13 protein-coding genes are annotated in these 13,651 nt (G+C 71.9%); 9 read left to right on the top strand and 4 right to left on the bottom strand.

Annotated features, from left to right (window positions below):
- Positions 1-112 precede the first annotated feature (112 nt).
- The 4 genes from ACFVDP_RS03920 to ACFVDP_RS03905 form a co-directional block, all read right to left on the bottom strand.
- Positions 113-1,360, bottom strand: a complete 1,248-nt coding sequence (locus tag ACFVDP_RS03920) for a phosphatidylserine/phosphatidylglycerophosphate/cardiolipin synthase family protein (protein ID WP_383484317.1) — start codon at positions 1,358-1,360, stop codon at positions 113-115.
- Positions 1,361-1,456: 96 nt separating this feature from the next.
- Positions 1,457-2,206, bottom strand: a complete 750-nt coding sequence (locus tag ACFVDP_RS03915) for a chitinase (RefSeq protein WP_383482731.1) — start codon at positions 2,204-2,206, stop codon at positions 1,457-1,459.
- Positions 2,207-2,374: 168 nt separating this feature from the next.
- On the bottom strand, positions 2,375-2,893 hold the full coding sequence (locus ACFVDP_RS03910) for a lytic polysaccharide monooxygenase auxiliary activity family 9 protein (protein WP_383482728.1): 519 nt from the start codon (positions 2,891-2,893) through the stop codon (positions 2,375-2,377).
- 326 nt (positions 2,894-3,219) lie between these two features.
- Entirely contained in the window at positions 3,220-3,648 is a 429-nt protein-coding gene (locus ACFVDP_RS03905) for a response regulator (protein ID WP_383482725.1), read from the bottom strand.
- A gap of 110 nt (positions 3,649-3,758) precedes the next feature.
- Between ACFVDP_RS03905 and ACFVDP_RS03900 the strand changes: the two genes are divergently transcribed.
- The 9 genes from ACFVDP_RS03900 to ACFVDP_RS03860 all read left to right on the top strand — a co-directional run bounded on the left by ACFVDP_RS03900 (position 3,759) and on the right by ACFVDP_RS03860 (position 13,634).
- A complete protein-coding gene (locus ACFVDP_RS03900) occupies positions 3,759-3,992 on the top strand; it encodes a hypothetical protein (protein ID WP_383482722.1) in 234 nt (77 codons plus the stop codon).
- Positions 3,993-4,127: 135 nt separating this feature from the next.
- Positions 4,128-5,705, top strand: a complete 1,578-nt coding sequence (locus tag ACFVDP_RS03895) for an ATP-binding protein (protein ID WP_383482719.1) — start codon at positions 4,128-4,130, stop codon at positions 5,703-5,705.
- Complete coding sequence (locus tag ACFVDP_RS03890) at positions 5,702-6,913, top strand: PP2C family protein-serine/threonine phosphatase (protein WP_383482716.1); 1,212 nt, start codon at positions 5,702-5,704, stop codon at positions 6,911-6,913. Before ACFVDP_RS03895 ends, ACFVDP_RS03890 begins: the two co-directional genes overlap by 4 nt.
- A gap of 154 nt (positions 6,914-7,067) precedes the next feature.
- Positions 7,068-9,251, top strand: a complete 2,184-nt coding sequence (locus tag ACFVDP_RS03885; RefSeq protein WP_383482713.1) for a PI-PLC domain-containing protein — start codon at positions 7,068-7,070, stop codon at positions 9,249-9,251.
- Positions 9,252-9,363: 112 nt separating this feature from the next.
- A complete protein-coding gene (locus tag ACFVDP_RS03880) occupies positions 9,364-9,954 on the top strand; it encodes a hypothetical protein (protein WP_383482710.1) in 591 nt (196 codons plus the stop codon).
- A 70-nt stretch (positions 9,955-10,024) separates the two neighbouring features.
- Positions 10,025-10,879 carry a PP2C family protein-serine/threonine phosphatase gene (locus ACFVDP_RS03875; protein WP_383482707.1) on the top strand — a complete coding sequence of 285 codons (855 nt, stop codon included), beginning with the start codon at positions 10,025-10,027 and terminating at the stop codon, positions 10,877-10,879.
- A gap of 81 nt (positions 10,880-10,960) precedes the next feature.
- Complete coding sequence (locus ACFVDP_RS03870) at positions 10,961-11,917, top strand: MASE1 domain-containing protein (RefSeq protein ID WP_383482705.1); 957 nt, start codon at positions 10,961-10,963, stop codon at positions 11,915-11,917.
- Between the two features lie 35 nt (positions 11,918-11,952).
- Positions 11,953-12,171: a hypothetical protein gene (locus tag ACFVDP_RS03865; protein ID WP_383482702.1), complete on the top strand. Its 219-nt coding sequence runs from the start codon at positions 11,953-11,955 to the stop codon at positions 12,169-12,171.
- A gap of 152 nt (positions 12,172-12,323) precedes the next feature.
- A complete protein-coding gene (locus ACFVDP_RS03860) occupies positions 12,324-13,634 on the top strand; it encodes a glycoside hydrolase family 18 protein (protein ID WP_383484314.1) in 1,311 nt (436 codons plus the stop codon).
- The last annotated feature ends 17 nt before the right edge of the window (positions 13,635-13,651 follow it).

Below are 13,651 nucleotides of genomic sequence, written 5' to 3'. Positions count from 1 at the left end.
ACTTGGCGCTGTGGGATGCGGGGGGACGGGCGTGACCCGTGTGGGGCACGAGTCGATTTACATCGTTGTACTCACCCGCTGAGGCGCCGTCAAGTGGCCCTGGATCCCACGGTCACAGGAAGTGCTGGATGGCGCGGGTCGTCTTCTCCGCGGCGCGGAACGCCAGCGGCCGATCGGCCCAGCGGTCCGGCTGTACGCGCATGCTGTGCGAGACGTCCTGCTCGTAGTCGGCGTCGAGGGCGGCCGTGAAGGCGTCGTCGATGACGGCGAGCATGACCTCCTCGTCGTGGTCCAGGGAGCGCCGGTTGAGATTCGTGGAGCCGACCAGCGACGCGATCCCGTCGATGGTGACGACCTTGCAGTGCAGCATGGTGCGCTGGTACTCGCGGACGACGACCCCGCACTCCAGGAGCCGCGCGTAGTGGTGGCGGCCTGCGATCCGGCTCACCTGCTTGTCGGTGTGCGGTCCCGGCACGAGCAGTTCGACCTCGACGCCCCGCCGGGCCGCTTCGCAGAGCAGGTCGACGAAGTAGACGTCGGGCGAGAAATAGGCGGTGGCCAGGCGCAGCCGGGTCTGGGCGGACTGGATCACCACGCGCAGCAGGGTCTGCATGTCCTGCCAGCCGATGCTGGCGGAGCCGCGCACGACCTGGACGACGGCGTCGCCGCTCGGCTCGTGGTCGACGAAGCGGTCGCGCTCGTCGAAGAGTTCGTCGTGGCACTCGGCCCAGTTCTGGGCGAAGGCCGCGCAGATGCCGTCGACGGCGGGCCCGCTGATCCGTACATGGGTGTCGCGCCACTCGCTCGGGTCGCGGGCGTCGCCGCACCACTCCTCGGCGATGCCGACGCCGCCGGTGAACGCCGTCGTCTCGTCGACGACCAGCACCTTGCGGTGGCAGCGGTGGTTCTGCTTGAAGGGGGAGATCAGCAGCGGCTTGCGGAACCAGGCGACGTCCACCCCGGCCTCGTCCATGAGGGCGAGCAGGTCGTTCTCGATGGTGCGGCTGCCGAAGCCGTCGAGGAGCAGGCGCACCCGGACGCCGGCCCGGGCGCGGTCGGCGAGGGCGTGCGCGAAGTCACGGGCTATCTCGCCGCGCCAGTACACGAAGGTCATCAGGTCGATGGTGTGCCGCGCGCCGCGTACGGCGTCCAGCATGGCGGGGAAGATCTCGTCGCCGTTGCGCAGCGGCGTCAGAGCGTTGCCTTCGGTGGCGGCGATGCCGATGAGGCGCTCCAGGCGCCGCCGCAGACGCTGACGGGGATCCTGCGGACGGTCGTCAAGGTCTGCGGCGGGGCTCGCGGGGGCCGTGGTGCTCGCGGTCAAGGGATGCTCCGGAGGTCGGGGACAGTGGCAGGACATCCACTGCCCCGTCACGAACCCTTCACGCGGCCTTCCGGCGACCGATTGCTGGTCAAGGGCGTGTCATGGCTCACCGTCCGAACCGTCCCCGGCGGGTCAGCAGCTGAGGTTGCCGCCCGCTTCGACGCCCAGGATCTGCGTGAACTTCTCGTAGTTGTCGATGCGGCTCTGGACCTGCGCGGGGTTGCCGCCGTCGCACTCGATGCTGCCGTTGATGCTGCGGATGGTCTCGCCGAATCCCGCGCCGTTCACGATGGCGTTGTGCGGGGTCATCGTCCCCGGGCCGGTCTGCGTGTTCCAGTACCAGAGTCCGGTCTTCCAGGCGACGGCCGCGTCGTTCTGGACCAGGTCGGGGTTGTTCAGCAGATCGATGCCGAGGGCGTCGCCCGCCGCCTTGTAGTTGAAGTTCCAGCTGAGCTGGATCGGACCCCGGCCGTAGTACTTGTCGGTGCCCGCCGGGCAGCCGTAGGACTGCGAAGTGTCGCAGTAGTGCGGGTAGTTGGCGGTGTTCTGCTCGACGACGTAGACCAGCCCGCCGGTCTCGTGGCTGACATTGGCGAGGAAGGCGGCGGCCTCCTGCTTGCGGACCGTGTCGCTGCCGGTCCCGCTGAACCCGGGGTACGCGTCGAGCGCGGCGGTCAGTCCGGAGTACGTGTAGAAGGAGTTGCGGCCCGGGAACATCTGGTCGAACTGGGCCTCGCTGACGACGAACTCCGCCTGTGTGGAGACCTCTTGGGCGGGCTTGCCGGCCGGCTTCTCGGCGAAGGCCGGGGCGGTCAGGGTCAGCGCGGTGAGGGTCGCGGCCGAACCGGCCGCGGTCAGCAGGGCGAGGATGCGATGGCGCATGCGTGCGCTCCTAAAGACGAGAGGTGTGGGGGGTGTGCCGCGCTGCGCCGCTCGCGGGGCAGCGCGGCAGGGGACGTGCGAAGCCGTGGTGCCGGGGGCCGTGACGTGCCGGTCGGGGCCACGCCGTGGGGGAAGGGCCCGCGGCACCACGGAGGCGGGGGAGAGGTGTCAGCCGCCGACGTTCACGTCGATGCAGGAGTAGAACGCGTTGGTGGTGTCGGCGATGTTCCAGACGGCCAGCACCTTCTGATGCCCCGTCAGCGAACCGAAGTCGACCTGGTGGGTGACGGTCGCGCCGGGCTTGGCACCGTTGTCATTGAACTCGGCGATCTCCTGGCCGCCGACGAAGTACTGCCAGGTGCTCGTGGCGTGCTGAGCGGTGAGCTTCCACTCGAACGTCGCGCTGCTCTGCACCGGGGTGGCGACCCAGCCCTTGGAGTCGTCGTCGAGCTCCGCGAAGCGGCTGTTGCCGCCGCTGCAGCTGGTCAGGCCCTTGGGCCCCTCCACGCTCTGCGGCTCGTAGGTGATGTCACCGCAGGACACCGTGCCGGCCGCGCACTGCGCCTGGCGACTGGGCGGCGAGTTGATGTAGCCGTGGGCGCTCGCCGAACCGGCGGGAAGGCTGATGGCCAGGACCGGGGCGAGAGCCGCGCCGATGAGGGCGGCCGTCTTCTTTCGGGCGTGCATGCCTACTCCTTCACTTCAGGTCTCCCGGGGCGTGCGTGATGTGGGGACGCACGTCCGGGACGGCCTCTCGAGGGTGGGGCCAAGAGGCGCGAAGGGACAGGGGAATCAACCCTGTGGGGCAGGGTCGACTCCCGTAAGCGGAACGGCCGTTGACGCTTGGCCTAGACCATACAAGTGGCTGTGTTCCTGTCAAGGTCGAGTCGGCCCCGAGGGCGCCCGTGGGCCCTCGACGCACAGTGCCCCCACGCGCCGGAGGGCGCCGTGGGGGCACTGAAGGAAAGGCGATGTGAGCTGGGAGAACCGGGTGGGGCCGGCGGGCGGGGTGCTCAGGTCCGCGGGAGCTTGGCGGCCGTGTCCAGGTAGAACGCGTCGATGCTGCGGACGGCTGCCTCGAAATCCTCCAGATTGACCGGCTTTGTAACGTACGCGTTGGCGTGCTGGTGGTAGGCGTCGCTGACGTCGTCGGGGGCGGCGGACGTGGTCAGCACGACCACCGGGACGGCGCGCAGAGCGGCATCGTCCTTGAGGATCCGCAGCAGCTCCCGCCCGTTCATGCGCGGCATGTTCAGGTCAAGCACGATCAGGTCGGGGAGCGACGTCTCCGGGTCGCGCAGATACTCCAGTGCTTCGATCCCGTCGGCGACCTGGGTGAGATTGCGGGTGCTGTGCTGGGCGAGAGCGTCCTGGATCAGCAGGGCGTCGGCCAGATCGTCCTCGACGAGCAGCACGTCGTAGGAACGAGGAGTCGCGATCATGGTGTGGTACTCCGGGGGACGAGTGGGGGGCACGGGCGGGCGTCATGGGTGATGAGCCCGGGCCAGCGGCGGCGCGCCCCCTGACGGCTGAGGTGTGTCGCTTCGCCGATTTGAGGGTAACCGGCGCCTGCGGCGGCGGCGTCGCGGGCCGCCTCGCCCTCCAGCTCGCTGACGGCGTGCTGGAGATGCGTCAGGACGCGGAGCCGCCGCAGCGCACTGTGGGGGGCTTCGTCGTGGGGGTCGCGATCGGGGGGATATCCGACTTGTGGAACGAGGTCGGCGACGAGGTCCTGGACGGCCTGGACGGCCAGTTCCTCGAAGGTTCGGCTTCCAGGGAGAAGTGACGGATCATTTCCTGGCATGCCCGAACCGTACCCTCAGGGAATACCGACGACAACAAGTGTTGTCGAGTGCCGTATCGTATCGACGCCGAGACTGTCGGCGGCAGGCCTGGTGAGGTTCGAAGGAGCGCACGGAGCATGGACGTTGGCAGAGGCCCGCGCGACCCGGTGGGCATAGCCCGTTGGACGACCCGGCGCTGGATGTCGCTGGGGGTCGCCACCAGCGCTGTCCTGCTGCTGGCCCTCGGGTCGCTGGGCGCCTGGTCGCTGGGCACCACCTCCCGCCTGACCGACGAAGTGGTCCTCTACCGCTCCCCGGCGCTGATCAACGCGGTACGCCTGGAGGCGGCCCTGGTGAACCAGGAGACCGGTGTCCGGGGGTACGGGCTCACCGGCCGCCGCGACTTCCTCACGCCGTACACGCAGGGCAGAACGGACGAGAAGACCGCGCTGAAGACGCTGGACCGGCTCGTCTCCGGGTCGAGCGAGGCCGAGGACGACCTGCAAGCCGTCCGCTCCGACGTCGAGACCTGGCAGCGGCAGGTGGCACGGCCGGTCGCCGCCGCGTCGAGCGGTGACGCGGTCCGGACCGCCTCCGCCCGGGCCGGGGACGGCAAGCGGCTCTTCGACTCCGTCCGCGACTCGCTGTCCCGGCAGCAGGACCACCTGCGGGCCGCCCGGGTGCGCGCGGGCGACGACCTCGACGCGGCGCAGCGCCTGCGCAACTGGGTGTTCGCCGCCATCGCCGTGGTCATCGCCCTGCTGATGTGCGCCATCGTCTACGGGCTGCGGCGCGGGGTGACCGGCCCGCTTGCCCGCCTCGGCGCCGCCGCCCGGGAGGTGGGCCGCGGCCAGTTCCACCGGAAGGTCCCCGCGACCGGCCCGGCCGATGTGCAGCAGCTGGCCCAGGACGTCGAGTCGATGCGCGAGCGCCTGGTGGCCGAACTGGCACGCAGTGAAGAAGCGCGCACCCTCCTCGACCAGCAGGCCGAGGACCTCAAGCGCTCGAACGCGGAGCTTGAGCAGTTCGCGTACGTCGCCTCGCACGACCTCCAGGAACCGCTGCGGAAGATCTCCAGCTTCACGCAGCTGCTCCAGCGGCGCTACGGCGACAAGCTGGACGAGCGGGCGGACCAGTACATCGCCTTCGCCGTCGACGGCGCCAACCGCATGCAGGTCCTCATCAACGACCTGCTGATGTTCTCCCGGGTGGGACGCGTCCACGACGAGCGCCCCGTGGCGCTGGAGGACACCCTGAACAGCACGGTCGACGCGCTCAGCGTGGCCGTGGAGGAGTCGGGCGCGCGCATCGAGCACGACGAACTGCCCACCGTGCACGGCGACGCCGGGCAGCTGGGCCTGCTGTGGCAGAACCTGCTGTCCAACGCCATCAAGTTCCGCGCCCCCGACCGCCCCCCGCACATCCGCGTGAGCGTGCGCGAGGAGGCGGACATGTGGCGCTTCACCGTGCGGGACAACGGCATCGGCATCGCCCCCGAGTTCCGCGACAAGGTCTTCGTGATCTTCCAGCGGCTGCACACCCGTGAGGCCTATCCGGGCACCGGCATCGGCCTCGCGATGTGCAAGAAGACCGTCGAGTTCCACGGAGGCACCATCACCGTCGACCCGGTCGACGGCGACGGCACCTCGATCAGCTTCACGCTCCCCCTCCAACCGTCCGCCGAGGCGGCCGACAGTGAAGGATCGCTGCGATGACAGCGCTCGATGGGACGTCCGCACCCTGCCGGATCCTGTTGGTGGAGGACGACGCCGGAGACGCCCTCCTGGTCGAGGAACTGCTGCTCGACACCGACCTCGACCACGTCCTCGTCCACTGCCGCACCCTGGGTGAGGCCCGCGAGGCGCTGGCCGCCCGGCGCAGCGACTGCGTCCTGCTCGACCTGCATCTGCCCGATGCCTCCGGGGTCGGCGCCGTCGCCGACCTGCTCGACGTGGCCGGGGACGCGGCCGTCATCGTGCTGACCGGCCTCGCCGAGTCCCAGGCCGGTGTCGAGGCGCTCGCCGCCGGCGCCCAGGACTACCTGGTCAAGGGCAAGGTGGAAGCCGACCTGCTGCAGCGGGCCGTGCGCTACGCCCTGCACCGCAAGCAGGCCGAGAGGGCCAACGCCAATCTGCAGGCGGGCAAGCTGCGCGCCGAGGAGAACGCCCGCCTGGAGCGCGGCCTGCTGCCGGAGCCCATGCTGTCGTCCGGTGACGTCGTCGCCACCAGCCGCTATTTCCCCGGCCGCCAGCAGGCACTGCTCGGCGGCGACTTCCTCGACGTGGTCGAGACCGCCGACGGGCAGGTGCACGCCGTCATAGGCGACGTCAGCGGACACGGCCCGGACGCCGCCGCCCTCGGCGTGTGCCTGCGGATCGCCTGGCGCTCGCTGACGCTGGGCGGCCACCGCGGCGGAGCGCTCCTCGCCCTCCTGGAGCAGATGCACATCGCCGAGCGCAGCAGCAGTGACCTGTTCACGACCTGCACCCTGGTGACCGTGGACCGGACCGCGGGCACCGCGGCCCTGCACCTGGCCGGTCACCACGCGCCGCTGCTGACCTCGCACGGACGCTCCCGGGAACTCGGCATCGAGCACGGAGTGGCCCTGGGGCTGGCCCCGGGCCTGAACAAGTGGCCGGTCACGACCGTGCGGCTGCCGCCCTCCGGCTCGCTGCTGCTCTACACGGACGGTCTGGTCGAGGGGCACGTGGACGAGAGCGCCGAACGGCTCGGCGTCGACCGGCTGCTCGCCATCATCGACGCGTGCGCCGACTCCGACACGGGCGCGCACCTGGACCGCATCCTCGACGAGGTCCGGGTCCGCAACGCGGGCCGGCACACGGACGACCTCGCGGTCCTGCGGCTCGACTGGGCCGGGCTGCCCGCCCTGCCGCCCCAGCGCCCCCGCGCCGGAGTGCGCTGACCCGGCCTCCTTCCGCTCCTCGGCTCCTTCGCTCCTCCGTCCGGAAACCGCCCGCCCGGGACGCGGGCCGGGCCCGCAGGCCGCATCATCGGGGGAGCGGGGACGACGAGCCTCCGCATGCCACCGCGTGCTCCGGGCGGAGGGAGTGAGCCCCATGGAGAAGGCCGCGACCCTGGGGACCGTGCCGAGCCGTGCGCTGCGCGTGGCCGCCTTCGTGGGGGCCGTGCTCGCCACCGTCTGCGTCATCCTGGCGGCCGCCCTGCGGGGCACCGTGCTCGCCCCGGACTTCTACGCCTCGGCCCTCGACCGGGAGCACGCCTACGACCGGCTCTACGACCAGGTCCTCGTCGATCCGCGGACGGCACCGGCGACCCGGCAACTGCTCGCCCAGCTGCCGGTCCCCGAGGCGCAGGTGACGTCCAACATCAAACTGGTGCTGCCGCCCGACACGGTCCGCGCGCTGGTCCGCCAGCAGATCGACGCCACGGTCGGCTACCTCAACGGCAGCCGGTCCACCCTGGACCTCACCGTCGACCTGCGGCCGGTCCTGACGAACCTCGACGACCTCGCCCAGGTCTACCTGGGCGACCTCGTCGCCGGCGTGCAGAACCGGTCGGAACCGGACTTCCAGCGGTTCTCCGCCGACCTCTCGGACGCGCTGCGCGAACTCGCGGCGGGCCGCGCGCCCCAAGGCGTGCCCCGGCTGTCGCTGACCGAGAGCCAGACGACGGCGGCGACCACCGCGCTCCTGGCCGCCGCCCCCGCGGACCAGCGGCAGGCCCTGCGGCCCGAGGTGGAGACCGCGCTCGCCGACGGGGACGTGGCCACCGCGCTGGCGGCCGTCGCCGCGTCCGCGCACACCGACCGCGCCGGTGCCGCCGTCCGGCAACTCCAGGAGACCCTGGACGGGGGCACCTGGGACCCCGCCACGGTGCTCGCCGCGTCCGGCAACGATCTGCGGGCCGTCCACGACATCCGCCCCTACACATCCGTGGGCCTCGGTCTGGTGGAGGCGGTGGCTGCGGTGGTGCTCGCGCTGTGCCTGCTCGCCCTGTGGTTCACCGGCCCACCCCGCCCGGGCCGCCGGCTCATGGGCCTGGCCGGGCCGCTGCTCGGGGGCGCCGCCCTGGTCGCCGTGGCCGTCGGCGTCTGGGAACTCCTCGGCGACGGACGGCTCGTCAGCCCGTCCGCCACCTGGCCGCCGTCCCTGAACCACCTGATCGACGACGTGCAGGACCGCGCCCACGGCATGCTGCTGCGCACCGTCCTGCTGACGGCTCTGGTCGCCGTGGTCGCCGCCGCGCTGCTCGTCGTCGCCGGACGCCTGCTCGACCGGCGGCAGGCGCACGCCGCCGCGTCCTGGCGGGCTCCCGCGATCGGGCTCGGCGCGGCCGGTCTCGCCGTGGCGGGCATCGTCGTGACCCCGCTGCTCACCGCCGCGTCCGCGCCGCGCCTGTGCCAGGGCAGTGCCGCGCTGTGCGACCGCCCCTACGACGAAGTGGCCGAGCTGACGGCCCACAACGCGATGGCGACGACCGTCGACCGCTTCATCGGGCCGCTCCAGGACCCGGACATCACCACTCAGCTGAACGACGGCGTACGGGCCCTGCAGCTCGACACCTACCGGTGGGAACGCCCCGAGGAGATCACCGCGCGCCTCGACGAGTCCGACTTCACGGCCGAGCAGAAGCAGCTCGTCCAGCGGGCCGTCAACACGGTCAACCCGCCCCGCGACGGACTCTGGCTGTGCCACGCCGTGTGCCGGGCGGGCGCGGTCGCACTCGTCCCGGAACTGCGGGAGATCGGCGCCTGGATGCGGCAGCACCCCACGGAGGTGATCACCTTCATCGTGCAGGACGAGATCAGCGCGAGCGACACCGAGCAGGCGTTCCACGAGGCGGGCCTCGACCCGCTGCTCCACACGCCCGACGCCGACCCCGACCGGCCCTGGCCGACCCTCGGCCAGATGATCGACAGCGGGCGCCGGCTCGTCGTGTTCGCCGAGGACGCCGACGGACCGGCCCCCTGGTACCGCAACTTCTACCGGTACGGCATGGAGACCCCGTTCGCGTTCCGCTCCCCGGAGCAGATGAACTGCTCCCCGCACCGCGGCGGCACCGGCAAGCGCCTGTTCCTGCTGAACCACTTCATCACCGACAACGGCGGCAGCCGCCTGGACGCGGGCACGGTCAACGCCCGCCGGTTCGTCCTGGACCGGGTCCGTCGATGCGAGCGAGAGCGCGGCCACCCGGTCAATTTCGTCGCCGTCGACTACGCCACGATCGGCGACGCCGCCGGCGCCGTCCGCACACTCAACGAGGAACGCTCCACGGACTGAACCGGTCCGTCCCCGGACGGCCCGCCTCCGCATCCCGTGGCCCCGGCACCGCGTACGCGCTGGTGGCGGGGGCACTCGGGCGGGGCCCGGCAGCCGAACCGAGGAGAAGCCCGTGGAACGCGTTCAGGTCTTTCTTGCCAGACATCTCTGGGCACAGCTCGTGCTGGCGGTGCTCGCGGGCGCCGTGCTCGTCCAACTGCTCTACCCGCAGGGCTCGTTCGCCGACGTCCTGGCCCGCACCGCCGTCACCTCCGTGGGAGCCGTCTGCGTCGCGCTGGTCGTCCGGCGCAAGGAGCGGCGGACCGCCGGCAGCACGGACGGCCTGGTCTCCCTCGACCGGCGGCTGCGCACCGGCGACGCCCCTGCCGACCCCGCCGAACGGCAGGCCATGCGGCAGCTGGTCGACCAGCGCCTGCACCGCACCCGCCACCGCAAGGCCGCGCTCGCCCTCCTCGCGGTCATGTTCGTGGGAATCACCGTCCTCACCGCTTTCACGGCGGGCTCCCGCCAGACCGTCGGGTTCGCGGTCCTGACCGTGGTGTTCCTCTCCTGGATGGCGTACGCGGGCGGCCTCAACGACCGCCGGCTGCACGCCATGGACGCGGCGCTGGGCGACACGCCCTCCGGCCTCGGCTCCCCGGCGACGGGCAGCACCCCGCCGGCGCACGAAGCCGTCCCGGGCCCGCCGCACCGCATGCCCTGACGCGCCCGGGTGCGGCACGCGCCGACTGCGGGCACTCTGGAGGGCCAACCAGGCAACCGGAGAGCGAGCCATGTTCCGCAGCAGGTCGGTCGACGACGGCGAGGAGCTGCTCGACAGGCTCGGGACGATGACCGCGCGGGCCCGCGAGCTGGCGGCGACCCAGCGCTCCCGCGTCGAACTCGCCGTGGAGCTGCAGCGCGGCATGCTGCCCAGCGACCTGCCGCACCCGCCCGGCATCCAGGTCGCCGTGGGATACACCCCGGCCACCCACGGGCTCAACGTCGGCGGCGACTGGTACGACGCCTTCACCCTCGCGGACGGCAGCATCGGCATGTCCATCGGCGACGTGCAGGGCCACAACATCAAGGCGGCCGCCTTCATGGGCCAGGTCCGCGTGGCCCTGCGGGCGCTCGCCTCGGTCACGGCGGACCCCGGCGAACTCCTCGCCCGCACGAACGACCTGCTCGTCTCCCTCGACGCCGACCTCTTCGCCACCTGCACCTTCATGCGCCTCGATCCCCGCACCGGAGTCCTGGACTGCGCGCGGGCCGGGCACACCCCGCACATCTGGGCGACCGCCGACGGCCGCTCCGGAATCGACGACCGGGAGGGCGGACCGCCGCTCGGTGTGCTCCAGGGCGCCGCGTTCCCCGTCGCACGGCACCGGCTCACCGAGGGCGGCGTCTTCGTGCTCCTCACGGACGGGGTGGTGGAGGGCCCGTCGCTGAGCCTCGACGAGGGCCTGCGGCAGGCCACCCGGCTGGCGGAGGTCGCCGTCGTCGCGGGCATGAGCATCGACGCCCTCGCCCGGGCCGTCATGAAACTCGCCGACTCGGTGGGACACGAGGACGACGCCGCCGTGCTCGTGGTCGGCTACGACGGCGGCGCACGGTGGCGGCGGCCCGCGGACCCGGCGGTCGCCTGATCGGCCGCGGCGCCGGTGGCCGAGGAGGCCGCGCCGGTGTCTCATGGCTTTGTGGTGGACAGTCGATGGTTACGACGGCCCGTGCGGGCCGCCCTCACGACGCTGGCCGTCGCCGCCGTCTACTACCTGTCGGGGCGGCTCGGCCTGCTGGGCCGGCTCAGGATCGAGGGCATCGTGGTCACCCCCGTCTGGCCGCCCACCGGCGTCGCCGTCGCCGCCCTGCTGGTCTTCGGCCTCCAGGTGTGGCCCGGCATCGCGCTCGGCTCCCTCCTGGTCATCGCCTCCCTCACCACCCCGCAGGCCAGCACCCTCGTCAACGTCGCGGGCAACACCGTCGCGCCGCTCTGCGCCGTCCTCCTGCTGCGCCGGGTCGGCTTCCGGCCCGACATCTCCCGCCTGAGAGACGGACTGGCCCTGGTCGTCGCCGGACTCTGCGCCATGGTCATCAGCTCGACGGCGGGCGTCGGCGTGCAGGTGCTGATGGGAGAGCTGGGCACCGAGGACTTCTGGACCGTGTGGCTGGCCTGGTGGGTGGGCGACACGATGGGCGTCCTGCTCGTCACCCCGCTGCTCCTGCTGTTCCTCGGCCCGAAGGAGCGGTTCCGGGTCCGCCGGTGGAAGGAGGCGCTGTGCCTGGCCCTCGCCGCCGTCGTCCTCGTCCCCCTGGCCGCCCTCAGCACGGTCAGCCTGCTCTTTCTCGTCTTTCCCCTGCTGGTCTGGGCCGCGCTGCGGTTCGAGCTGATCGGCAGCATGTCCTGCGCGCTGTTCGCGTCGGTCCTGGCCACCTTCGAGGCGAACACGGGAGGCGGCGCGTTCGTCCGGCAGACCGGCCTCGAGGTCATGGCGAAGCTCGGGTCCTTCAACGGCGCCGTCGCGCTCACCGCCCTGCTGCTGTCCTCCCTGGTCACCGAACAGCGCACCACGCGTCACTCGATCCAGCGTGCCTGCGACGAACTCGCCGAGGTCCTGGACCACCTCGGGGCCGGGGACAACCTGCCGGGAACGCCGGGGAACGCGCCGACGCCACCTCCGGAGTGAAGGCCGAGCGGCCCGCCGTGGTGCACAATGCGGCGATGGACGCCGCCAAGATGGAACTCGCCCTCCTGAGGTACCAGGACGCTGTCGCCGCGCTGGACGCGGCCCGGACGGATCTGGAGGCCGAGGCCGCCGCCGCCCTGCGCGCCGAGGACGCCACGCCCGAGGACTGGCTGCGGGTGTCGGAGCTGACCGGCTGGAGCGAACCGGAGCTGCGCCGCCTGGTCGCGGCCGCGGACTCCCTCGACCTGCGGTAGCCGCGCGCGGCGCGGGCCGGGCTTTCCGAACCCTTGACCGTGATGGTCCAGACCAATAGTTTCTCGTGCAGGTAAGTCCACTGTTCCGTACGGCACGTGTACCACGCCTCACAGGAATGAGCTCTGTCATGCGCCTACGCCTGCGTTCACGCCTGCGCCGAAGACTTCTGTCCCGCGCGGCCGTCGCCGTCACCTCGCTCTCCCTCCTCGGCGCGTTCGCGCCGGCCGCGGCCGCCCACGGCGCCCACCACGACACCGCGCGCCGCGTCGGCTACTTCACCCAATGGGGCGTCTACGGGCGTGACTTCCAGGTCCAGGACCTGGACCGCAGCGGCGCCGCCGCCCGGCTCACCCACATCAACTACGCGTTCGGCAACATCGGCACCGACGGGAAGTGCCTCATGGGCAACGTCCCCGGCGAGTCCGACCCCTGGGCCGACTACCAGCGCCCGCTGGACGCCGAGAACTCGGTGGACGGTGTCGCCGACACCGACACCCAGCCCCTCGCGGGCAACTTCAACCAGCTGCGGGAGCTGAAGGCCGCCCACCCCGGCCTCAAGGTGATGATCTCGCTCGGTGGCTGGTCCTGGTCCACGAACTTCTCGGACTCGGTCCGAACGCCCGCCGCCCGCAAGGCACTTGTGGCCTCCTGCGTCGACCTCTACCTCAAGGGCAATCTGCCGCAGGACGGCGCCCGCGGCGGCGCCGGCGCCGCGGCCGGTGTCTTCGACGGCGTCGACCTGGACTGGGAGTGGCCCGGCTCCGAGGGCGACACCGACACCGTGTACCGCCCGGAGGACAAGCGGAATTTCACCGCGCTCGTCGCGGAGTTCCGCCGCCAGCTCGACGCCTACGGCCGCACCCGGCACAAGAACTACGAGCTGTCCGCGTTCGTCCCGACGGCACCCGCCAAGATCGACGCCGGGTTCGAGGTCCGCAAGATCATGAAGGACTTCGACTTCGTCAATCTCCAGGGCTACGACTTCCACGTCAGCGGCGAGAAGACGACGGCCCAGCAGTCCGCCCTGTACGCCCGCAATGACTTCAGCGTCGACGGCACGGTCGACTCCTGGCTGCGGCGCGGCGCCCCGGCCCGCAAGCTCGTCGTCGGCATGCCGTTCTACGGGCAGGGCTGGACCGGCGTCACCGGCGGCGGCGACGGCATGGGGCAGCCGGCCACGGCTCCCGCCCCGGCGAAGTGGGCCGACGGCTACGCGGACTACAAGGAGCTGAAGGCGCTGGCGGACTCGGGCACGTACCGCCTGCACCGTGATCCGCGCGGCGGCGACGCCTGGCTCTTCGACGGCACGACCCTGTGGACGTACGACGACCCGCAGGTGCTCGCGCAGAAGTCCCGCTACGTCAAGGCCAAGGGGCTCGGCGGCGCGATGTTCTGGTCCCTGGACGGAGACACCCCCGACGGGGAGCTCGTACGGACCGTCGACCGCGCCCTCGGGCGCTGAACCACCCGCCCGGGGCG

This window comes from Streptomyces sp. NPDC057694, assembly GCF_042799415.1.
Lineage (GTDB): Bacteria > Actinomycetota > Actinomycetes > Streptomycetales > Streptomycetaceae > Streptomyces.
This window is presented reverse-complemented; position numbering and strand designations above follow the sequence as displayed.

Coding starts and splice junctions, on each gene's coding strand:
- ACFVDP_RS03895 (WP_383482719.1), top strand. CDS start 4,128: ATGGACGTTGGCAGAGGCCCGCGCGACCCGGTGGGCATAGCCCGTTGG.
- ACFVDP_RS03875 (WP_383482707.1), top strand. CDS start 10,025: ATGTTCCGCAGCAGGTCGGTCGACGACGGCGAGGAGCTGCTCGACAGG.
- ACFVDP_RS03915 (WP_383482731.1), bottom strand. CDS start 2,206: ATGCGCCATCGCATCCTCGCCCTGCTGACCGCGGCCGGTTCGGCCGCG.
- ACFVDP_RS03885 (WP_383482713.1), top strand. CDS start 7,068: ATGGAGAAGGCCGCGACCCTGGGGACCGTGCCGAGCCGTGCGCTGCGC.
- ACFVDP_RS03865 (WP_383482702.1), top strand. CDS start 11,953: ATGGACGCCGCCAAGATGGAACTCGCCCTCCTGAGGTACCAGGACGCT.
- ACFVDP_RS03905 (WP_383482725.1), bottom strand. CDS start 3,648: ATGATCGCGACTCCTCGTTCCTACGACGTGCTGCTCGTCGAGGACGAT.
- ACFVDP_RS03890 (WP_383482716.1), top strand. CDS start 5,702: ATGACAGCGCTCGATGGGACGTCCGCACCCTGCCGGATCCTGTTGGTG.
- ACFVDP_RS03920 (WP_383484317.1), bottom strand. CDS start 1,360: ATGTCCTGCCACTGTCCCCGACCTCCGGAGCATCCCTTGACCGCGAGC.
- ACFVDP_RS03910 (WP_383482728.1), bottom strand. CDS start 2,893: ATGCACGCCCGAAAGAAGACGGCCGCCCTCATCGGCGCGGCTCTCGCC.